The following is a 21,927-nucleotide window of genomic DNA, read 5'->3' on the forward strand; positions in this document are numbered from 1 at the left end:
TCGGGATCTTTTATCTTCAGAAACTAATAAAATGAAAAAAATCACTGTAAGTGCAGATCTTGAGTTATATGACTCGGTAAATGAATTACCGAAGGATGTTCAGGATCTTATGGAGCTGGCTATCGAGGCTAGAGAGCATTCTTATTCTCCATATTCCCAATTTAAAGTGGGGGCTGCAATTTATCTTGAGAACGGAGAGGTGATCTCCGGGAGTAATCAGGAAAATGCTTCTTATCCGGCAGGGCTATGTGCTGAGAGGACAGCTATCTTTTATGCTGGCGCAAAATATCCGGATGTGAAGATGATTAAAATGGCACTTTCTGCCAGATCTGCCACTCACGAAGTAACTACGCCCACCCCTCCGTGTGGTTCTTGTAGGCAGGCAATTGCTGAATATGAGGTGAAGCAAGATCAACCTATAGAGATCTACTTTATGGGAGAAAAAGGAAAGGTGGTGAAAGCCAATTCGATTTCAGATTTATTGCCGCTTATTTTCGATAGTTCCTATCTTAAGAAATAAGTGAAATTTTTTAGAGAAGAAACTGTTTTCCATTCCTTTTGAAAATAGTATTTTTGTGGTTCGCTTGGAGCAAGCATAGGCTTGCATTAAAAATTAGTTGTTAATGAAGAAAATTACAAAAGCCACTTACCTGAAGTGGTACGAAGACATGCTGTTCTGGCGTAAGTTTGAAGATAAACTTGCGCAGGTTTATATTCAGCAGAAAGTTAGAGGTTTCTTACACTTATATAATGGACAGGAAGCTATTCTTGCTGGTGCATTACACGCGATGGACCTGAATAAAGACCGAATGATCACTGCTTATCGAAACCACGTGCAACCTATTGGTATGGGTGTTGACCCGCGCAGGGTGATGGCAGAGATGTATGGAAAAAAGACGGGTACTTCTCAGGGAATGGGAGGTTCCATGCATATTTTTTCTAAAGAGCACCGTTTTTATGGTGGTCACGGTATTGTAGGAGGACAGATTCCTTTAGGAGCCGGCCTTGCGTTTGCCGATAAATATTTTAAAAGAGATGCGGTTACCCTTACCTTTTTAGGAGATGGTGCTGCACGTCAGGGATCCCTACACGAAACCTTCACCATGGCTGTTAACTGGAACCTTCCAGTTGTATTCTGTGTTGAGAATAACGGTTATGCGATGGGGACATCTGTGGCGCGTACCTCTAAAAGTACAGAGATATATAAACTGGGATTAGGATATGATATGCCTTGTGCGCCTGTTGATGCTATGAATCCTGTAAAAGTTGCTGAAGCTCTTGATGAAGCGATTACCAGAGCCAGAAAAGGCGAAGGGCCAACTTTCCTTGAGTTGAAAACGTACCGTTACCGTGGACATTCCATGAGTGATGCTCAAAAGTACCGTACCAAAGAAGAGGTGGCTGAATATCAAAAGATCGACCCTATCACTCAGGTGAAGGATGTCATTAAAGAGAAAAAGTACGCTACAGAAAAAGAGATCAAGGAAATTGATAAGAGAGTAAAAGATCTTGTTGCGGAATGTGAAAAATTTGCTGAAGAGTCTGAATTCCCTGATATCCAGACAATGTACGATGTAGTGTACGAACAAAAAGATTATCCGTTTTTACCCCATAAATTAGATTAAATTATGGCTGAAGTAATAAATATGCCACGTTTGAGCGACACCATGGAAGAAGGTGTTGTTGCAAAATGGTTAAAACATAAGGGAGACAAAGTTGAAGAAGGAGATATCCTTGCTGAGATCGAAACCGATAAGGCGACCATGGAATTTGAGTCCTTTTACGAAGGAACATTGCTCCATATTGGTATTGAAGAAGGAGAAACTGCTCCGGTAGACACGCTTTTAGCTATCATTGGAGAAGAAGGGGAAGATATTTCCGGGCTTCTTAATGGTGGAGGTACAGCTTCCGATTCTGCTGAAAATTCTTCTGAAGCAAGAGAAGAGACTGCTGAAGAGAAATCATCTCAGGAAGAAGAGAATTCTGAAGCAGGTGAAATTCCTGAAGGTGTTGAGGTTGTGAAAATGCCACGTTTGAGTGACACTATGGAGGAAGGAACGGTTGCTTCCTGGTTAAAGAAAAAAGGTGATAATGTAGAAGAAGGAGAGATCCTTGCCGAGATCGAAACCGATAAGGCTACCATGGAATTCGAATCTTTCTATGACGGTACCTTATTGTATATTGGTGTTCAGGAAGGGGAAACAGCTCCGGTCGATAGCATTTTAGCGATCATAGGACCTGAAGGAACAGATGTTTCTGCTATCCTTGAGGGCGGTGGAACTAAAGCTAAAACTGCTGCGCCTAAAAAAGCTGAAAAAGAAGAATCTGAAACTAAGGAAGAGACTAAAACTTCTGAAACCACAAAAACTACCCAGGATGGAGGGCGCATATTTGCTTCTCCTTTAGCTAAGAAAATGGCTGAAGATTTGGGTATCGATCTTTCAGATGTTAAAGGATCAGGAGAAAATAATAGGATCGTTAAAAAGGATATTGAGACTTATAAGCCTTCTGAAAAAGCTGAAGCTAAACAAGCTGCCCCTGCCGAAACCAAAGAGGCTCCTGCAGCAGCTCCTCAGGCATATGTTCCTGCAGGGGAGGAGAGCTTTGAAGAGGTTAAGAACTCTCAAATGCGTAAGACCATCGCGAGAAGGCTTGCCGAATCTAAGTATAATGCGCCTCACTATTACCTGACCATCGAGGTTGATATGGCAAATGCCATGACAAACCGTAAGCAGATCAATGAACTGCCAGATGTAAAGGTTTCCTTTAATGATATCGTGATCAAAGCTACCGCAATGGCCTTGAGAAAACACCCTAAAGTGAATTCTCAATGGACTGGAGATACGACCAAGATCGCTAAGCACATTCATATGGGTGTTGCTGTAGCAGTAGATGAAGGTCTTGTAGTTCCTGTACTTCCTTTTGCTGACCAAATGAGTATGACTCAAATTGGAGCTAATGTGAAAGAATTGGCGGGAAAAGCGAGAAATAAAAAGTTACAGCCTCAGGAAATGGAAGGAAGTACCTTTACTGTTTCTAACCTGGGAATGTTTGGGATCACTGAATTTACAAGTATTATAAATCAGCCAAACTCTGCAATTCTTTCTGTTGGAGCTATCGTTGAAAAACCGGTGGTTAGAAATGGACAGATCGTAGTAGGAAACACCATGAAGTTAACATTGGCCTGTGATCACAGGACTGTTGATGGTGCTACCGGAGCTGCATTCTTAGAGACACTTAAGAAATATCTTGAGAATCCGGTGACCATGCTTGCATAAGTAACGGACTTACCGATATATAAATAGAAAATCCCGCCTTTAGCGGGATTTTTTTATCTTTAGGCGCAGGAGAAAATCTCTTCATGTCGGTGGATTTAGGTCTTTTAGACCTTTTTTAAAACCTTGACATGAATGCTTTCTTTTAATTTTTAAATCATCCAAATGAAAAATATAGTGATAACCGGAACCAGCAGGGGAATTGGCCTTGAAATGGTCAAAATACTTTCTGATGCCGGGCATAGAGTCCTTGCTCTTTCCAGAAATGAAAAACCGGTAAATGACCTTGAGCTTGAGAATGTACATGCATTTTCATTTGATATCACTTCAGAAAAACAGCTGTCACAGGTTTCAGATTATATAAAGAAAAATTGGGTAGGAGTGGATATTTTGATCCACAATGCCGGTGCGATCATCAATAAACCTTTTGAGGAGATCACTTCCGAAGAATTTGAAAGGGTCTATAAGATCAATGTTTTTGGAGTGGCAGCCCTTACCAAAAGTGTTCTTCCCTTTATGAACAATCAGGGTCATGTCGTGACCGTTAGCAGCATGGGCGGTGTGCAGGGAAGTATGAAGTTTCCGGGACTGTCAGCCTACAGTTCCAGTAAAGGAGCAGTGATCACGTTAACTGAACTTCTGGCTGAAGAATATAAAGGAAACGGACCTTCTTTTAATGTTTTGGCTTTGGGAGCGGTGCAAACTGAAATGCTGGAGGAAGCCTTTCCGGGCTATAAAGCTCCTTTGCAACCTGATGAGATGGCAAAGTACATTTCTGATTTTGCCCTCACCGGAAATAAATTTTACAACGGAAAATTACTTCAGGTTTCAAACAGTACGCCGTAATAGTATGAAGCATATTCTTGAAAAGTATATTCCAAGCCATTCCGTTGAACCTATTTTCGGACTAATTGAAGCAAATCAAATTCACCTGAAGATCGTAAATGAGCGCAAGACTCGGCACGGTGACTACAGGAGAATGCCTCACGGAGGGCATCAAATTACCGTAAACGCGAGTCTTAATAAATATCGCTTTTTGATCACTCTGGTGCATGAGATAGCTCATTTGATCGCTTTTGAAAGATTCGGAAGGCAGATCAAGCCACATGGAATTGAGTGGAAAAGTACCTTTCAAAAACTGATGCTGCCCTTTATAAGACCGGAGATCTTTCCTGCGGAATTACTTCCGATTATCGCGAAGCATTTCAGAAATCCAACCGCCAGTAGCGATACCGATGCGAGACTAGCCGTGGCTCTAAAGAGTTACGATGAAGGGACCGACAAAAATTATGTTTTTGAGGTGCCTCACGGAAGCATATTCAGGATCTATAACGGAAAGGTCTTTAAAAAAGGAGAGCGAAAGATCAAACGCTATGAATGTGTGGAGGTGAAGACAGGCAGGATTTACCTTTTTCAGCCAAATGCTGAAGTTGAACTATTGAAAACGGCAAACTGACCGTTTAAAAATGAAAAAAATGAACAAGAATAATTTTGCCATTTTGATGGCGGGGGGAGTAGGATCTAGATTCTGGCCGGTAAGTACGGCAAGGCAACCTAAACAATTTCGTGACCTTTTAGGATCAGGAGAAACTTTGATTCAGACCACCTTCAGGAGACTTACTAACCTGGTGCCTGCAGAGAATATTTATATCCTGACTAATGAAAGTTATGATGGGCTAGTAAAGGAGCAACTTCCACAGGTTGCCAATGAACAGATAGTTTTGGAGCCTGTAATGCGTAATACGGCACCGGCCGTATTGTTAGCTGCTTTAAAAATTCAGAAGAAAAATAAGAACGCGGTGATGATCATGGCGCCCAGTGATCATTGGATAGAAGATGAAGCAGCTTTTACAGAAGATATTAAGGTAGCTTTTGAAGCCTGCCGGAATGAGGATAAAATAATAACTCTGGGGATTAAGCCCAGCTTTCCGAATACCGGATACGGATATATTCAGTTTGACGCTACTGATGCCGGGAAGATCAAGAAAGTTGAAAAATTTACCGAAAAACCGTCTTTTGAAAAGGCTAAGGAATTTTTAAAGCAGGGAAATTATCTCTGGAATGCCGGGATCTTTATTTGGAATATTGATTTTATTACAAGGTCTTTTCAAAGAAACCTTTCTGGCATGTATGAACTCTTTCTTAAAGGGAATGACATTCTGAATACTTCTGAGGAAATGGATTTCATTAAGGAAAACTATCCCGCGGCTTCAGACATTTCAATTGATTATGGAATTCTTGAAAAAGAAAATAATATTAACGTTATTCCAGCTACTTTTGACTGGAATGATCTGGGAACCTGGGGATCTCTTTATAATGAGGTTGAAAAAGATGAAAATGAGAATGCAGTATTGAATGCACGGGTAGTGGCAAGAAATGCAAAAGGAAATATTCTCAGTTCTAATTCCAACAAGGTGATTGTCGTTGATGGTTTGAAAGATCACATTGTCGTAGATGAAGAAGAAGTGTTGATCATTGTTCCAAAGGAAAAAGAACAGGAGATAAAGCAGATCAGACAAGAAGTTCAGGATAAATTCGGAAATAATTTAGGATAAAGAATGGATAACAATACAAGTACCGGTTCTTCTATGCCGGGTTCGGAAGCCAGTGGCAAGTCGATCCTGAGAGAGATTAAGAAATTTCTCCTGGAGCTGCTTGACATACATGAGGATACAGACCGTGATACTACCATGGAAGTGGTGAAACGAGATATTTCCTTTAAAGGCCATAACGCATGGATCCTTGTATTTTCCATTTTTGTAGCCTCCATTGGGCTGAACGTTAGTAGTACGGCGGTTGTTATTGGTGCCATGTTGATCTCACCGCTGATGGGGCCTATCGTAGGTATAGGTTTCTCAGTAGCTATAAATGACGTTGATACTTTAAAAAGATCATTGGTAAACCTTGGAGTGATGGTGGGGTTAAGTGTGCTAACTGCTTATCTCTACTTCCTGGTCTCCCCTATAAAAGAAGCAACTCCAGAACTTATAGCCCGTACGTATCCTACAATACTTGATGTTTTGGTTGCTATTTTTGGTGGTGCTGCCCTTATCATTGCCAAAACTAAAAAGGGAGCGATCGCTAGTGTTATTATGGGTGTTGCAATTGCTACAGCTCTTATGCCTCCTTTATGCACAGTGGGATATGGACTCGCAATTAGAAACTGGGAATTTGCCGGGGGAGCTCTTTATTTGTTTTCCATAAATTCTGTTTTCATAGCGCTTTCCACTTTCGTGATTTCCAAGTTGCTGAATTTTCCATTAGTGAAATATGCCAATAGTCGCCGCAGAAAAAATACTGCTCGTTTGGCTTCCCTGATCGCCATTCTTGTGATGATCCCAAGTATTATTTTGTTTGTAAATCTTTTACGGGAGCAGGTATTTCTTAGTAAAACCAAGGAATTTGTTCAAAATGTGATCAAATATCCAGGCGCAGAAGTTGTAAAATACAATCAGGATTACAAATCAAAAGTGGTGGATATTTATTTGATAGGTAAACCGGTTCCTTCCGCTGAAATAGAACTTTGGGCAAGCCAACTGAAGGAGATCCCTGAGTTGAAAAATACTGAGCTCGAAGTGCACCAGGGAAGTGATCAGAGTTCAGAAATGGCCGAAAGACTTTCAAGTGAGGTGAAGGCCGGGATCTTAGAGGATCTATACTTGAACAACCAAAAATTGGTCGAGGACAAGGATGCGCGAATTAGATTACTGGAACAGGAGCTTTTGAAATATCGTACCAGCGGGATACCATTTGAAACCATCAGTAAGGAAGCTAAGATCAATTATAAGAGCCTGCAGGAGCTTAGTTATGCGAATAATCTGGTAACCAATTTTTCGAAGATAGACACCGTTCCTACCTTCAATGTGCGTTGGGATAATTCACTTTCCAGTGCTTCGCGGAAAAATGAGATGAATAAACTACGCCAGTGGTTGGAAGTTAGACTGGCTCTGGATACTCTTTCAGTTCTATCTCTCAATTAAGCTTAAAGGCCTTGAAGTTGAGCTTTTCTAACTTTTCGGAAAAGATCTGAAGAGTACACAAATTCGGTTACCGCTTTATTGTCGGTCTTAAAAATGACATTTTTGTCACCTTCCCATTCCAGACGGCCGTTCTGCAGGAAAACGATCTTTTCCCCAATCTCAAGAACAGAGTTCATGTCATGGGTGTTAATTACCGTGGTAATGTCATACTCGCGGGTGATCTCGAGAATAAGGTTGTCAATTACGGTTGCGGTTTGAGGATCCAATCCTGAGTTAGGTTCATCACAGAACAAATACTTTGGACGGTTTACAATTGCTCTCGCAATCGCTACCCTTTTCTGCATTCCTCCACTGATTTCTACAGGATATTTTTTCTGTTGGGCTTCAGCAAGATTCACGCGGTCTAAAACCTCTTTTACACGCCTCATCATTGACAAACGGCTTTGTTTTGTGAACATCTGAAGAGGAAACATGACATTTTCTTCTACCGTCATGGAGTCAAACAATGCTCCACCCTGAAAGACCATTCCCATTTGACGTCTTAATTCCCTTTGTTTCTCATCTGAAAGTGAAGAATAAGGGTCATTGTCATAAAGGATCTTTCCGCTGTCTGGTCTGAATAAACCCAGTAAACACTTTAAAAATACCGTTTTACCGGCTCCGGACTGACCTATGATGAGGTTGGTCTGCCCTTTAGGAAAAACCGTACTTATACCCTTTAGAATTTCTTCCCCTTCAAACGCCTTCTTAATATTCTGAACTTCTATCATGAGCTAAGTAATAATTGGGTTACTACATAATTTGCAATAATGATGACCACACTCGTCCAAACGAAAGAGGTAGTACTGGCCTGACCAACCTCAAGAGCTCCTCCTTTCATGTAATATCCATGGTAAGAAGGAATGGTAGCCAGCAAAAGACCGAATAAGAATGTTTTTACGAATGCATAAACCAAATGAAATGCAATGAAATCATCCTGCAGACCTCTTATAAAGTCCTGTGAGGTTACAAACCCTCCCAATGTTCCGGCCATGTAAGCCCCGAAAATTCCGAGGAACATAGAAATCGCGATCACGAACGGATAGGTTAGCATTGCAATGATCTTTGGGAATACCAGGTAATTAAGAGAGTTGATCCCCATTACCTCCAGCGCGTCAATTTGCTGTGTTACCCTCATGGTTCCAATACTTGAAGTGATATATGACCCAACTTTTCCGGCCATAATGATCGAAATAAAAGTTGGGGCAAATTCCAGGATCACAGATTGCCTTGCGGCAAAAGCGATCAGCGTTCTGGGAATAAGGGGGTTGTTGAGGTTAAGTGCTGTTTGAATTGCTACCACACCACCTATAAAGAAAGAAATGAAAGAAACGATTCCCAGGGATCCGATTATCAAATCATCTATTTCTTTAAAAATGAGGTTGGTTAAGACTGATCTTTTAGTCATTCGGCCGAAAACGCCCTTAATCATTAAAAAATACTCGCCAATAGATTGCAGGTAGCCCATTTGAAAATTTTGTAACCGCTAAAATACTAATTTTTTCAAGCAAAGTATTTAAGCTTGGCTTAATCTTTAAACTTCAGGATAATTGTATTTTTGAGGTCATAAAACATTTTCTAATGAATCATTTTTTTAAATTTTTATTAAGCGTTTTTATTGTGCAGGGTCTTTCCGCACAGAATGTCAATCAGAATAGCTTCGAGGTAGAAAATGATCTTCGGGTTCAGCCTAAATTGGTGGTGGGGATCGTGGTAGATCAAATGCGATATGATTACCTCACCCGCTTTTGGGATAAATTTGGTGAAGGAGGCTTTAAAGAACTGGTTTCTGAAGGCTTCAATTGCCGGAACAACCACTTTAATTACGTCCCAACTTATACCGGCCCCGGTCATGCTTCGGTATTTACCGGTTCGGCACCCGAATCTCACGGAATTATTTCTAATAACTGGTTCAATAAGTTCGAAGATGAAATGGTCTATTGCGTGGGTGATCCCGATGCTGATCCTATAGGAACAAAATCAAATGCCGGAAAAATGTCACCGCACAGACTTATTACTACCAGTGTTGCCGATGAAAACCGGTTGCATACTCAAATGAGAGGGAAAACAATCGGTATTGCTTTAAAAGACCGTGGTGCGATCCTTCCGGCAGGACATACTGCCAATGCTGCTTATTGGTTCCATGGGCAGGATGAAGGGAAATGGATCACCAGTTCCTTTTATGCAATAGAACTTCCCGCCTGGGTTCAGAAATTCAACGACTCCAAAATGGCTGAATCATACTTGAGAACCTGGAACACCCTTCAGGATGTAAATACATATGTTGAAAGTGGAATCGATATCAATGAGTTCGAAGGTGGTTTTGATGGAAAGAAAGGTACAGGTTTTCCTTATGATCTTGCCAAACTTCAAAAATTGAATGGTGGCTTTGATCTTTTAAAAGCGACTCCTTTTGGGAACAGCCTTACTGCTGATTTCGCTATTGCAGCTATCGATGGAGAGAACCTGGGGAAAGATGAGATCACAGATTTTCTAACGGTTAGTTTTTCTTCTACAGATTATGTAGGCCACAATTTTGGAGTGAATTCAAAAGAGATCCAGGATACATATCTTAGACTCGATCAAGATCTAAAGAGATTTTTGGAGGCTTTGAATGATAAAGTAGGAGAGGGGAATTATACGCTTTTCCTCACTTCAGATCACGGGGGAGTTCATGTGCCATCTTATTTGGAGTCAGTTAAAATTCCTGCCGGTTATTTTGATAATCAGCAATTCAAGGCTTCTTTAAACGATTATTTAAAGCAGGTAACCGGTTCTGATGAGCTCATAAGCAACATTTCAAATAACCAGATTTTCTTTAACTATATAAAAGTTGGAAAGAATAATCTTGACAGGGCGTCTCTACAAGACGCAATTGCGCATTTTGCCTTGCAATATGACCAGGTGCACCAGGTTTATACACGGGAGCAGTTGGAGGCTACAAGTTATACTGAGGGTATGGCGTCTGCCATAGATCATGGTTTTAACCAAAAACGAAGTGGTGATGTGGTATTGGTTTTGAATCCTTCTGTGATTTCCTATTCCCGTACAGGTTCAACACACGGAAGTGGTAATAATTATGATACGCACGCTCCTCTTATCTTCTACGGAAAAGGGATCAAAAAAGGGAATACTCTGGAAAGAACTGAGATCGTTGATATAGCTCCTACTATTTCTGCATTGTTGGGAATTTCATTTCCTAACGGCTCAACTGGAAGCCCTATTCTTCAGGTTTTGGAAGAGTAGGTTAGAACAGCTTAGCGAACATTCTTTTATATCGGAGCCTTCTTATGAAGGCTCCTTCTTTTTTGGTTACCAGGAAAGGTGTTTTTTCTTTTCGGGCTTTAAAAAAACCGTGGAGGTAATCTCTGAACAGTAGCAAATTTCCTTTTTTTAATGCAAGTTTTGCTGAAGCTATAAAAGTTATAATGAAGCCATATCTCAACTTGTAAAAAGCTGCCCCTTGTTTAAGCTTTGCTTTTTTATTGTACGTAAAGCCGGTGGGACGAAGATGTTTCACTTTCAGGTTCTCGTCTGTTACTATCTTCCATCCGTGGTACCGGGCCAGCAGTTCATCTACCGTATCCCAGCCCATCGAAGGCTTCAGGCCACCAATGTCTTTAAAGCATTCCTTCCTGTAGGCTTTTAAAGCCCCTCGAATGTGATCCTTGTCGGTTAGGCTTTCCAGTGCCCAATCCCCGTTTTTCTGAATGTAACAAAATCCGCCAGCCATTCCTGTTTTGGAGTCAGCCTCAAAAATTCTATGGATGGTTTCCAGGTAATTTTTCGGGAAGATAAGATCAGCGTCGAATTTACAAATGATGTCAAAATCAGTTACCCGGTCCAGGCCCTTTTGAAATGCATTGATCACTTTGCTTCCCGGAAGATGCGCTTCGGAAGAATTGGTTTTCACCAAACTTATAAAAGAATGCTTTTCAGCGAAATCTGCGGCTACGGTCGCAGTTGAGTCAGAGGACTGATCATCAACCACAACGATCTTTTCCGGAAGCAGGGTCTGTTCAGCAAGAGATTGAAGAGTCTTTCCGAGGAAAGTTTCTTCATTATGCGCCGGAATAACGATACAGATCTTCAAAAGATATTTTTTGAGTTGCGGCTAAATTACAAATTTCCTTTTTCAGAAGATTACTGGAAATTTTAGGCAGATTACTTTTTTCGCTCGGCGTAAACGGCGTAGTAGCGAGGTGTGAAAAGCCTCAAAAAGGGCCTTATTCCCAACTTTTTCACGGGGTTGGTCCACTTATGTCTTTTTTTGATCTCCCATCCCGCTTTTTCAAGAAGCCAGTCAAACTGCCAATCTTCAAATTCATGGTAGTGACGGTCCCATTTATCGGTTTTGCTGCGATAGGCAGGGGAGAACCAGAGTCTTAAAGGTACGCTGGCAACCAGCTTTTCTGCCTGAATGTCTCTGAGTATATTAAAAGGTGAAACCAGGTGTTCAAATATTTCAAAAGCGGTTACAACTTCTGCATCGCTTTTTTGAACACTCTCAGTATTGAGATCCAGGTCTTCGCCGTTAGTATTGGAAACCTCATAACCGTGTTTTTCCATAAGTTCTGAAAAAGGGTTTTTTACACCCAGATCCAGGACTGTGGTTTTGACAGGAACAACTTTTTCTAAGAATTCAATGGTTTCCTTATATCTTCTATTCGGAAATGTCTTTTCGTACATCTTAGAATTGATAGACGATCGCATTGATGTTCATGCCCGCTCCAACGCTGGCTAAAATGATCACATCTCCTTTGTTGATCTCCTGGCCCTCCATTTTTCCTTTTACGATAAGATCAAGAAGAGTAGGAACGGTTGCAACGCTACTATTCCCCAGTTTGTTTATGCTCATTGGCATAATTCCTTTAGGGGCAGTCATGTCAAAAAGTTTGTAGAATCTTTTAATGATCGCCTCGTCCATTTTTTCATTAGCCTGATGTATAAGGATCTTCTTGACATCTGTAATAGATTTCCCGCTTTTATCAAGACAAACCTTCATGGCTTCAGGAACATGGCTTAACGCGAATTCGTAGATCTTTCTTCCATGCATTTTGATATAACGACGCTCTTCTTTAGCATTAAGGTTATTTGATTTTCCGAAGAAAATAAAATTGGCTTCTTCAAAAGAATAGGTAGCGCTTTCATGTGCCAGGATACCTCCCTCGTCTTCTGAAGCTTCTACAACAGTAGCTCCTGCGCCATCAGAATAGATCATGGAATCACGATCGTGCTTATCAACAACCCTGGAAAGTGTTTCAGAACCAACCACGAGACATTTTTTAGCCATCCCGCTTTTAATGAAAGCTTTAGCCTGGATCATGGCTTCCACCCATCCCGGGCATCCAAAAAGAATGTCATAAGCTACACATTTCGGGTTTTTTATCCTGAGTTTATGCTTTACTCTTGTCGCTATGCTTGGAACCGTATCGCTTTGAACATCATTATGTAATACATCCCCGTAGTTGTGAGCCACAATAATATAATCCAGAGTTTCAGGATCTATTTTTGCATCTTCGATTGCTTTGTTGGCCGCCAGATAAGCTATATCAGAATTATTAAGTTCCTGGTGAATGTATCTTCTTTCATGAATTCCTGTGATCGCTTTGAATTTTTCGATGATCACGGAGTTTGACTGACTAAAAGCAGTTCCATCTTCATATAGGAATTCGTGTTTTTGAAAATCTGAATTCTTCTCTATTCTGTTGGGTATGTAACTCCCAACCCCTGTTATCTTTATGCTCATTATTTCTTTTTATGGGGGGTAAACACCTCAAAATTAATAAAACCAATCTCGGATTCTGCCCTTTTAACTAAATAAAATTTTCGATTTATGGAATCATTATTTTAATTCAAAAATTCCACCGGTCAATTCATAACTCCTTAAAAAAGAGGCTGTGTTGTTAAGGATTGGTTAAAGGTAAAAAATCATCGGATATAAAAAAACCGAAGGATACTCTCCTTCGGTTTTAATATTAATCCTTATTTCTATTCTTCCATGTACTCTTCTATGGGAGCACAGGTACACATTAAATTCCTGTCCCCGTAAGCTTCATCGACTCTTCTGATTGCCGGCCAGAACTTATTTTCTGAGACGTAATCTAACGGATAAGCGGCTTTTTCTCGGCTATAAGGGAAGTTCCACTCATCTGCTGTCAGCATAGCTAAAGTATGAGGTGAATTTTTAAGCACGTTGTTAGGTTCGTCTTCCGAAGCTTCATCGATCTCCTTACGAATTGAGATCAATGCGTCACAGAATCTGTCCAATTCAGCCTTGCTTTCACTTTCTGTTGGCTCGATCATAAGTGTTCCTGCAACCGGGAAGGAAACCGTAGGCGCGTGGAAACCGTAATCAATCAATCTTTTTGCGATGTCGGTCACTTCAATTCCCTTAGCTTTGAAAGGACGGCAATCCACGATCATTTCGTGAGCTGCTCTTCCACATTCACCACTGTAGAGGGTTTTATAATGCTCTTCTATTCTAGCCTTTATGTAGTTGGCGTTCAAAATGGCATATTGAGTTGCTTTTTTGAGGCCTTCACTACCAAGCATGGTAATATATCCATAAGAGATAAGGCATACCAAAGCCGATCCCCATGGTGCTGCGGAAATCGCTGTAATGGCAGAATCTCCTCCCGTTTTCACTAATGGACTGCCTGGTAAGAACGGTACCAATTGCTCGGCTACACAAATAGGTCCAACCCCAGGTCCACCTCCTCCGTGAGGAATTGCAAAGGTTTTGTGTAGGTTAAGGTGGCAAACGTCAGCACCGATCTCTCCCGGGCTGGTAAGTCCAACCTGGGCGTTCATGTTTGCACCATCCATATATACTTGAGCGCCATTTTCGTGGGCTATCTCGATGATCTCTTTTATTGCCTTTTCAAAAACCCCATGCGTTGAAGGATAAGTTACCATTAAAGCGGCCAGGTTATCCTTGTATTTGATTGCTTTCTCTCTAAGGTCTTCTACATCAATATTCCCTTTATCAGTAGACTTGGTAACCACTACTTTCATTCCGGCCATTACGGCAGATGCTGGGTTAGTTCCATGTGCTGAGGAAGGGATAAGGCAAATATTTCGGTGTGAGTCACCTCTTGATTCATGGTAAGCTCTAATCACCATAAGACCAGCATATTCACCCTGCGCACCTGAGTTTGGCTGAAGAGAAGTTCCGGCAAATCCGGTGATTTCATTAAGTTGTTTTTCAAGTCTTTTTAGAACGATCTGATATCCTTCAGCCTGCTCAACAGGAGCAAAAGGGTGAAGGTTACCCCATTGAGGATAACTGATAGGTAACATTTCAGAAGCTGCATTCAGTTTCATGGTACATGATCCTAATGAGATCATGGAATGGTTCAAAGAAAGGTCTTTGCGTTCCAATTTTTTAATATATCGCATCATGTCGGTTTCGGAATGATACGAGTTGAATACCTCATTTTTAAGGAACTCGGTTTTACGCTCTACAGCCCCAGGAATTCGGTTCTCTTCGGAAAGTTCAGAAACTTTAAAAGATTCTTTTCCTGCAGCTTCAGCAAAGATCGAAATGATAGTGTTCACATCATCCAGATTAACCGATTCGTTTAGAGAGATTGCAACTGCATCCTCTGAAGGATAATAGAAGTTCACTTCATTTCTCTCTGCGATTTCCTTGATTCTGGCTGCATCAGCTTTAATCAATAGTGTATCGAAGTAAGAGGAGTTAAGCTGAGAATATCCTAGTTTTTCAATGCTTTCCGCAGTAGTTACGGCAAGCTTATGAACACGGGTTGCGATATGCTTAAGGCCTTTTGGTCCATGGTACACCGCATACATACCAGCCATTACGGCAAGTAGAACCTGTGCGGTACAAATATTTGAAGTCGCCCTGTCTCTTTTAATGTGCTGCTCACGAGTTTGGAGAGCCATTCTAAGGGCAAAGTTTCCGTCAGTATCTTTGGTTACCCCAATGATCCTTCCCGGAATATTTCTTTTGTATTCCTCACGTGTCGCAAAATAAGCTGCGTGAGGCCCGCCATAACCTAATGGAATTCCGAAGCGCTGAGAGGTTCCCACTACTACGTCAACACCAAATTCTCCCGGGGCACGTAATTTTACAAGTCCAAGCAGATCTGCGGCTACGGCAGTTTTAATATTATTTTCTTTTGCTTTCGCGACAAATTCCGCGTAGTCAAAAACATGACCTAGTTTTCCCGGGTATTGTAAGAAAGCTCCAAAGAAATCAGTCGAAAAATCGAAAGCTTCATGATCGCCAATTACCAGCTCGATATCAAGTGGGATGGCACGTGTTTTCAGAACATCAATGGTTTGAGGAAGTACTTCTTCTGAAACGAAGAATTTGTTCACTCCTTTTTTCTTCTGGTCACGGTCTCTTATTTCAAACAATAACGACATTGCTTCAGCTGCCGCGGTAGCTTCGTCAAGAAGAGAAGCGTTTGCTAGTTCCATTCCGGTAAGGTCTGCAATAACGGTCTGGAAGTTTAATAAAGCTTCCAGTCGGCCTTGCGCGATCTCAGCTTGGTATGGCGTGTATGCAGTATACCAGCCCGGATTTTCCAGAATATTTCTCTGGATCACGGCAGGAGTTATTGCCTGGTGGTATCCCAAACCAATATAAGATCTAAATATTTTATTTTTGGCAGCCAGAGCCATACTGTGAGCAAGGTATTCATGTTCACTCATGGCAGGGGCCAGGTCAAGATCCTTTTTCAGGCGAATATCATCAGGAAGGGTCTCGTAGATAAGTTGGTCCATAGAGTCTGCACCAACTGTTTTAAGCATGTCCTGAAGGTCATTTTCCCTGGGACCTATATGTCGGGAGGCGAAAGAAAAAGTGTTCATTAAATAAAAGTTGTGTTTTGAGTTGCGAAATTACGGATTTTAAACCTATTTTTTAATGATTTAAGCTCGAAGTATTGTTAACTTTTGGAGAGTTGAATAAGGAAACCGGAGGTGACCAAAACAAAATAATGAAAATACTAAAACAACTTTTCGATTTTTATATAAACAGCAGTATACATGTGGCATTAGCAGTAGTGTCACTCTGTGTTGTATCTTATGTGAATTTTGATTTTTCACCTGATTCAGATCTGCTGCTTTTTGTTTTCTTCGGAAGTATTACAGGGTATAATTTTGTGAAATATGCAGGTATCGCCAAACTGCATCATTCCAGCCTCGCAAAGGGACTTAAAATCATCCAGATTTTCTCCTTTTTCGCATTCCTGTTTTTACTTTGGAGTGCCTGGAATATGCAAGTTGAAATTCTTTACTGGACGGCATTTTTTGGGTTTTTTACTTTATTATATGCCTTGCCCGTACTGAGTAAGAAAAGGAACCTTAGAAGTATTTCGGGTATAAAGATCTTTGTCATCGCCTTTGTATGGGCAGGGGTAACTGTAATTTTGCCTTTTATTGAGGGAGGTGGAATTATAGGTTCGGAGGTGCTTCCTGAATTTGTGCAGCGGTTTTTGCTGGTGTTGGTTTTGATACTGCCTTTTGAGATACGCGACCTTAAATATGATCTTCAGCAATTAGGCACCATTCCACAGAAAATGGGAGTCACCCGAACAAAAATCCTCGGTTTTGTGATGCTTGCGGGTGTTTTTCTGATCGAGTTTTTAAAGGACAGTGTTTCACGGGCCTCAATAAGTGCTTTGGCGTTCATTATTCTATTTACCGCCGGTATGATCTGGAAATCGAGAGAGCAACAGTCACAGTATTTTTCGGCTTTTTGGGTAGAAAGTATTCCGATATTCTGGATGTTTATCTTGTTGTTACTTAGAAGTTTCTGATTGCGTTTCCATGCGTTGCCTTAGAAGATCTTTCTCTTCTTTAGTACAGGATTTGAGGTCAGCTTTCTTTATAAGCTGCGAGAGTTTGTGGTTCTTATGATTATAATCCTTACATGGCTTACAAAAAAAAAGGTGTAACCTAAGTTTGACCTTGTCACTGAAGCTAGCCTCCTGATATTCTGCTTTATTGCAATAACTTGCTGCATCTTCACACTTAAGGCCTAATAAACTACTTATACTCATCACTAAAACCAGTTTTTTTCTAAACAATTAGCCAGAAAAGTTCTGGCTCTGTGTATTATTACCCATAGATTAGACGGTGTAATTTTGTATTCATTACAGATTGCTTCCGTATCAATTCCCTCAATTGTTTTCATTTTAAATATCCTGGCCTGTTTTTTAGGAAGTTGATCCATGCAATCAAGAATAGCCAAACCCAGTTCTTTATTCTCCATTTCATCCTCGGCGGTTCTGTCTGAAAGGTCGGCAACTTTTTCTTCTAGCCACTCTCCCTCAGCCTCTCCATCGGGAAGCGTCACTTTTACTTCTGCTTTACCTTTATTAGAATTGATCTTTCGGTAATAATCAATGATCTTCCTTTTTAGGATAGATATGAGCCAGGTGCGTTCACTAGCATCTCCTTTAAAATTTTTCATGGAATTGAGTGCCGCCAAAAATGTTTCTGAAATGAGGTCATTGGCTACTTCCCGATCATTTACCCGCACAATTGTATAATTGAACAGGTAATCGGCATAACGGTCAACCCATTTATCAGGATCTAGTTTGTTTTTGGCCATTTCATTTCGAACTCTTCTTTAAAATTAGCAAAAGATGTGCGAATATTTTGAAGAAATGGCAATTGTTTTAACCTGATTCACAAAGTTTTATGTAGGATTTTACTTCTTCGGAAGTAATCCGGCTCGACGAAGTAATGCTTCCGGAGCAGGCTCTTTTCCGCGGAAACGTTTATACAGAGTCAGTGGATGTTCTGTTCCTCCCTGGGAAAGGATTGTATCCCTGAACTTTTGTGCGGTTTCCCTGTCGAAAATGCCTTTTTCGGAAAAATATTCGAAGGTGTCTGCATCGAGAACTTCAGCCCACTTGTATGAGTAGTAGCCTGCAGCATATCCTCCCTGGAAGATATGCGAGAAAGAAGTGCTCATGCAGTTTTCCTTCACATCTGGAAACAGCTGGGTGGGTTCAAAGGCCTTCTCTTCGTGGTCTTTTACATTGTCGATCTTAGTTGGGTCAATACTATGCCAGTCCATATCAAGCATCCCAAAGCTAAGTTGTCTAAGGGTAGCCATTCCTTCATGGAAGGTAGCCGACTTTTTTATCTTCTGAATAAGTTCATGGGGAATGACTTCCCCGGTTTGGTAATGCTTTGCAAAAAGTTCAAGTGCATCTTTCTCGTAGCACCAGTTCTCCAGTACCTGGCTGGGAAGTTCGACGAAATCCCAGAAAACGTTGGTTCCTGAAATACTTGGATAGATAGTATCTGCAAGCATGCCGTGAAGGGCATGACCAAATTCATGGAATAAAGTGGTCACCTCGTTAAAGGTTAATAAAGAAGGTTCATCCTCTGTGGGTTTTGTAAAATTACAGACTATGGATATATGAGGTCGTTCGTTCTTTTCACTTTTGCGATACTGGGACTTGTAGGATGTCATCCATGCACCGCCTCTTTTTCCCTCTCTTGGGTGGAAATCTGCATAGAAAAGAGAGATGTCTTTTCCATCTTCATCTGTAACCTTATAGGTATTAACTTCCGGGTGGTAGGTGTCAACATCAAAAACTTCCTGGAATTTCAATCCATATAAACGTTCAGCAACCATGAAGACTCCCTGGATCACCTGGTTGAGTTCAAAATAAGGTTTTAGCTGCTCATCGTCCAGGTCAAACAACTTCTGTTTCAATTTTTCGCCAAAGTAAGCTGCATCCCACTTTTGAAGTTTGTCAATCCCTTCAAGATCTTTTGCAAAACTTTCGAGTTCTTCAAATTCCTTTTCTGCGGCCGGTTTTGCTTTTTCAAGTAATTCCTGCATGAATGATTTTACCTTCTCTGGCGTTTCAGCCATTCTCTCTTCCAGCTTGAAATGAGCATAGGTAGGATAACCAAGAAGTTTGGCTTTTTGATAACGAAGTTTTACGATCTGTAATACGTTTTCCTGATTGTCATATTTATCCCTGTGGAATCCTTTTGAACCAAATGCTAAAGCCATCTCCTTTCGTAAATCACGGTTTTTGGCGTATTTCATGAAAGGCAGGTAGCTTGGATAATGCAGATTGAATACCCAGCCTTCCTTGTTTTTTGACTTGGCGAGCATTTTTGCAGCGCTTATCACACCCTTTGGTAAGCCCTCTAAATCTTTCTCATTGGTAAGATGTAATTCATATCTATTCGTTTCGGCAAGTACATTTTCCCCGAAACTCAGGCTCAGGGTCGCAAGTTTTTTGTCGAGCTCCCTTAATTCTTTCTTGCCTTCATCAGTTAAGTTCGCCCCATTGCGGGTGAACATTTTATATTTCTTCTCTAGAAGCGTGCTTTGTTCTATGCTGAGGTCAGAATTTTCCTGCTTATCGAAAACTTGCTTCACTCTTTCGAAAAGTTCCGTATTCTGAATGATATCATTCTTAAAATCAGTCAGTACCGGAGAGATTTCCTGAGCTAATTGTTGTATTTCATCGTTGGTCTCAGCAGAATTCAAATTAAAGAAAATGCTGGTGATCCTATCTAGTTTACTCCCAGCAAATTCAAGGGCTTCGATAGTATTTTCAAAAGTGGGCTCCTCTTTTGAATGGGTTATTTTTTCAATTTCCTTTTTGGCAAGATCGATCGCTTCGTGAATAGCCGGTTGAAAATGTTCCGTTTTTATTTTTGAAAAGGGAGCAGTTTCAAAAGGTTGAAGAAGTGGATTAGTTGATGCCATATTTTGTTAATTTTTATCTATAAAAACAGAACTCTTAACGAAAATTTCTGCTTTTACTGATGAGAAACAATTTTTTTTTATTTACTTTAACAGTCCTTAGGGTATAGATAAGAAATAAAGAATAGTAGCCTTTAGGTTTTTGATTAATATATTTAGAATGGTTAATAAATACTATTAAAACAATTAGAAGCTACTGTAAGCCACGTGAAAACGTGGCTTTTTTATTTCTTCAGGTTCTTAGCGCCTTCAATAACTTTTTCCTTCAGGCCTTCTTTATATTCAAGGACTTTATTGAGAACATTTTTGTCAGCACTTCCAATTATTTGAGCTGCCAGAATTCCCGCATTTTTCGACCCGTTTAAGGCTACGGTGGCAACCGGGACTCCCCCGGGCATTTGTAAGATGGAAAGTACCGAATCCCATCCGTCTATAGAGTTGCTTGATTTTATAGGAACTCCAATTACCGGAAGAGGGGATAAGGAAGCGATCATCCCGGGAAGGTGGGCTGCACCCCCTGCTCCGGCAATGATTACCTGGATACCGCGTGTATGGGCATTTTTACCGTAATCAAAAAGTTTTTCGGGAGTTCGGTGAGCTGAAACGATGTCAACCTCCGTTTCGATCCCAAAACTTTCTAAAATATCAACAGCCTCCTGCATTACAGGAAGGTCGCTGGTACTGCCCATTATTATTCCGACTTTGCTCATCTTTTGTTTTTTAGATTAGTTCGTTTCCTATGACTTTTATGGTGGCCTTTACTTTTTCAGCAATGGCTCTCGCTTCATTAAGATCTTCATTAACTATGGTAACATGACCCATTTTTCTGAAGGGGCGTGTGATTTTCTTTCCATAGATATGAGGGGTTACCCCTTTAAACTTCAGGATTTCGGAGATATTTTCATAAATGACATCACCTGTGTAGCCTTCTTCGCCAACCAGATTCACCATAACCCCACCAACTTTGCTATCTGTGTTTCCTAGTGGAAGATCGAGAATAGCTCGAAGGTGTTGTTCGAATTGATTAGTGAAACTGCCCTCTATGCTGTAATGGCCACTGTTATGAGGCCTCGGCGCTACTTCGTTCACCAGGATCTGGTCATCTTCTGTCTGAAACATTTCAACGGCCAATAGTCCTACGTGTTCAAATGCTTCGGAAACTTTTTTGGCGATCTCTCTTGCTTTTTCTGCCACGGAAGTCTCTATCCTCGCCGGACAAATAACGTATTCCACCTGATTTGCTTCAGGGTGAAACTCCATTTCCACAACCGGATAAGTATTTACTTCGCCTGAAGGGTTTCTGGAAACAATAACTGCCAATTCATTTTTGAAAGGGATCAGTTCTTCTGCAATACAAGGGGTTTCTGGTAAGTCTTCCAACGCCTCTTTATTTTTTATCACTGCGACACCCTTCCCGTCATAGCCTCCGGTGGTACTTTTCCAAACAAAAGGCAGGACGGTTTCTTCATTTTCGACACTGCTTAAAAGTGCCTTTTTAGAATCGAATTTTTTAAAAGGGGCTGTTGGAATCGCATTTTCTTTATAAAAAGATTTTTGAATTCCTTTATCCTGGATCTTTTTTAGCGTATTAGAGGAAGGATATACTTTTTTGCCCTCCTGTTCCAGTTTGATCAGAGCCTCTACATTTACCGATTCTATTTCAAAAGTAATGACATCAGCTTGCCTTCCGAATTGGAGTACCGTCTCGTAATCCATAAGATCGCCCTGGGAAAAAGAGTCGCAGGCAATGCGGGAAGGTGCTTCGGCGCTGGGATCCAGTACCAATGTTTGAATATCAAATTTTCGCGTTTCGTAGAGCAGCATTTTTCCTAACTGGCCGCCACCTAGAATTCCGAGTTTAAAATCTGAAGAAAAATAATTGTTCATCAGGCTGGTGTTTCAGCAAAAATAATTT

Annotated in this window: 18 protein-coding genes and 1 pseudogene; 9 read left to right on the forward strand and 10 right to left on the reverse strand. The window is 40.9% G+C overall.

What is annotated here, in order from left to right:
• Positions 1-16: 16 nt before the first annotated feature.
• The 7 genes and pseudogenes from cdd to ACFQ1G_RS13065 form a co-directional block, all read left to right on the forward strand.
• Positions 17-520 (forward strand): annotated as a pseudogene (cdd, locus tag ACFQ1G_RS13035) (cytidine deaminase); the annotation flags it as partial.
• Between the two features lie 103 nt (positions 521-623).
• Positions 624-1,625 (forward strand): pyruvate dehydrogenase (acetyl-transferring) E1 component subunit alpha, encoded by a 1,002-nt coding sequence (gene pdhA / locus ACFQ1G_RS13040; protein WP_380740230.1) that lies wholly within the window; start codon positions 624-626, stop codon positions 1,623-1,625.
• 3 nt (positions 1,626-1,628) lie between these two features.
• The gene (locus ACFQ1G_RS13045; protein ID WP_380740232.1) at positions 1,629-3,278 is read left to right on the forward strand and encodes a pyruvate dehydrogenase complex dihydrolipoamide acetyltransferase; all 1,650 of its coding nucleotides are present in this window, start codon (positions 1,629-1,631) and stop codon (positions 3,276-3,278) included.
• 162 nt (positions 3,279-3,440) lie between these two features.
• Positions 3,441-4,121: an SDR family NAD(P)-dependent oxidoreductase gene (locus tag ACFQ1G_RS13050; protein ID WP_380740234.1), complete on the forward strand. Its 681-nt coding sequence runs from the start codon at positions 3,441-3,443 to the stop codon at positions 4,119-4,121.
• A 4-nt stretch (positions 4,122-4,125) separates the two neighbouring features.
• Positions 4,126-4,731, forward strand: a complete 606-nt coding sequence (locus tag ACFQ1G_RS13055) for a SprT-like domain-containing protein (protein ID WP_380740236.1) — start codon at positions 4,126-4,128, stop codon at positions 4,729-4,731.
• Positions 4,732-4,750: 19 nt separating this feature from the next.
• Positions 4,751-5,830: a mannose-1-phosphate guanylyltransferase gene (locus ACFQ1G_RS13060; protein WP_380740238.1), complete on the forward strand. Its 1,080-nt coding sequence runs from the start codon at positions 4,751-4,753 to the stop codon at positions 5,828-5,830.
• Between the two features lie 3 nt (positions 5,831-5,833).
• Positions 5,834-7,255, forward strand: a complete 1,422-nt coding sequence (locus ACFQ1G_RS13065) for a DUF389 domain-containing protein (protein WP_380740240.1) — start codon at positions 5,834-5,836, stop codon at positions 7,253-7,255.
• Between the two features lie 2 nt (positions 7,256-7,257).
• On the opposite strand, the gene ACFQ1G_RS13070 is transcribed toward ACFQ1G_RS13065, so the two are convergent.
• Both ACFQ1G_RS13070 and ACFQ1G_RS13075 read right to left on the reverse strand, forming a co-directional pair.
• A complete protein-coding gene (locus ACFQ1G_RS13070; RefSeq protein ID WP_380740241.1) occupies positions 7,258-8,025 on the reverse strand; it encodes an ABC transporter ATP-binding protein in 768 nt (255 codons plus the stop codon).
• Positions 8,022-8,762: an MlaE family ABC transporter permease gene (locus ACFQ1G_RS13075; RefSeq protein WP_380740243.1), complete on the reverse strand. Its 741-nt coding sequence runs from the start codon at positions 8,760-8,762 to the stop codon at positions 8,022-8,024. The genes ACFQ1G_RS13070 and ACFQ1G_RS13075 overlap by 4 nt, the downstream gene beginning before the upstream one ends.
• A 113-nt stretch (positions 8,763-8,875) precedes the next feature.
• Between ACFQ1G_RS13075 and pafA the strand changes: the two genes are divergently transcribed.
• The gene (gene pafA / locus ACFQ1G_RS13080) at positions 8,876-10,540 is read left to right on the forward strand and encodes an alkaline phosphatase PafA (protein ID WP_380740245.1); all 1,665 of its coding nucleotides are present in this window, start codon (positions 8,876-8,878) and stop codon (positions 10,538-10,540) included.
• A gap of 1 nt (position 10,541) precedes the next feature.
• On the opposite strand, the gene ACFQ1G_RS13085 is transcribed toward pafA, so the two are convergent.
• The 4 genes from ACFQ1G_RS13085 to gcvP all read right to left on the reverse strand — a co-directional run bounded on the left by ACFQ1G_RS13085 (position 10,542) and on the right by gcvP (position 16,135).
• Positions 10,542-11,387, reverse strand: a complete 846-nt coding sequence (locus ACFQ1G_RS13085) for a glycosyltransferase (RefSeq protein ID WP_380740247.1) — start codon at positions 11,385-11,387, stop codon at positions 10,542-10,544.
• 71 nt (positions 11,388-11,458) lie between these two features.
• A complete protein-coding gene (locus ACFQ1G_RS13090; protein WP_380740249.1) occupies positions 11,459-11,983 on the reverse strand; it encodes a methyltransferase in 525 nt (174 codons plus the stop codon).
• Position 11,984: 1 nt separating this feature from the next.
• Positions 11,985-13,043 (reverse strand): 3-oxoacyl-ACP synthase III family protein, encoded by a 1,059-nt coding sequence (locus ACFQ1G_RS13095; RefSeq protein WP_380740251.1) that lies wholly within the window; start codon positions 13,041-13,043, stop codon positions 11,985-11,987.
• 242 nt (positions 13,044-13,285) lie between these two features.
• A complete protein-coding gene (gcvP, locus tag ACFQ1G_RS13100) occupies positions 13,286-16,135 on the reverse strand; it encodes an aminomethyl-transferring glycine dehydrogenase (RefSeq protein ID WP_380740252.1) in 2,850 nt (949 codons plus the stop codon).
• A 128-nt stretch (positions 16,136-16,263) separates the two neighbouring features.
• Here gcvP and ACFQ1G_RS13105 point away from each other — a divergent pair, with 128 nt between their 5' ends.
• Entirely contained in the window at positions 16,264-17,085 is an 822-nt protein-coding gene (locus ACFQ1G_RS13105) for a hypothetical protein (protein ID WP_380740253.1), read from the forward strand.
• A gap of 245 nt (positions 17,086-17,330) precedes the next feature.
• Here ACFQ1G_RS13105 and ACFQ1G_RS13110 read toward each other — a convergent pair whose 3' ends face one another.
• The 4 genes from ACFQ1G_RS13110 to ACFQ1G_RS13125 all read right to left on the reverse strand — a co-directional run bounded on the left by ACFQ1G_RS13110 (position 17,331) and on the right by ACFQ1G_RS13125 (position 21,899).
• The gene (locus ACFQ1G_RS13110) at positions 17,331-17,882 is read right to left on the reverse strand and encodes a sigma-70 family RNA polymerase sigma factor (RefSeq protein ID WP_380740255.1); all 552 of its coding nucleotides are present in this window, start codon (positions 17,880-17,882) and stop codon (positions 17,331-17,333) included.
• Between the two features lie 99 nt (positions 17,883-17,981).
• Entirely contained in the window at positions 17,982-20,015 is a 2,034-nt protein-coding gene (locus ACFQ1G_RS13115; RefSeq protein WP_380740257.1) for a M3 family metallopeptidase, read from the reverse strand.
• 221 nt (positions 20,016-20,236) lie between these two features.
• Positions 20,237-20,722, reverse strand: coding sequence for a 5-(carboxyamino)imidazole ribonucleotide mutase (purE, locus tag ACFQ1G_RS13120; protein ID WP_380740259.1), 486 nt, complete (start codon positions 20,720-20,722; stop codon positions 20,237-20,239).
• A 10-nt stretch (positions 20,723-20,732) separates the two neighbouring features.
• Positions 20,733-21,899, reverse strand: coding sequence for a 5-(carboxyamino)imidazole ribonucleotide synthase (locus ACFQ1G_RS13125; RefSeq protein ID WP_380740260.1), 1,167 nt, complete (start codon positions 21,897-21,899; stop codon positions 20,733-20,735).
• Positions 21,900-21,927: the final 28 nt, after the last annotated feature.

The organism is Salinimicrobium gaetbulicola (assembly GCF_042676025.1).
GTDB lineage: Bacteria > Bacteroidota > Bacteroidia > Flavobacteriales > Flavobacteriaceae > Salinimicrobium > Salinimicrobium gaetbulicola.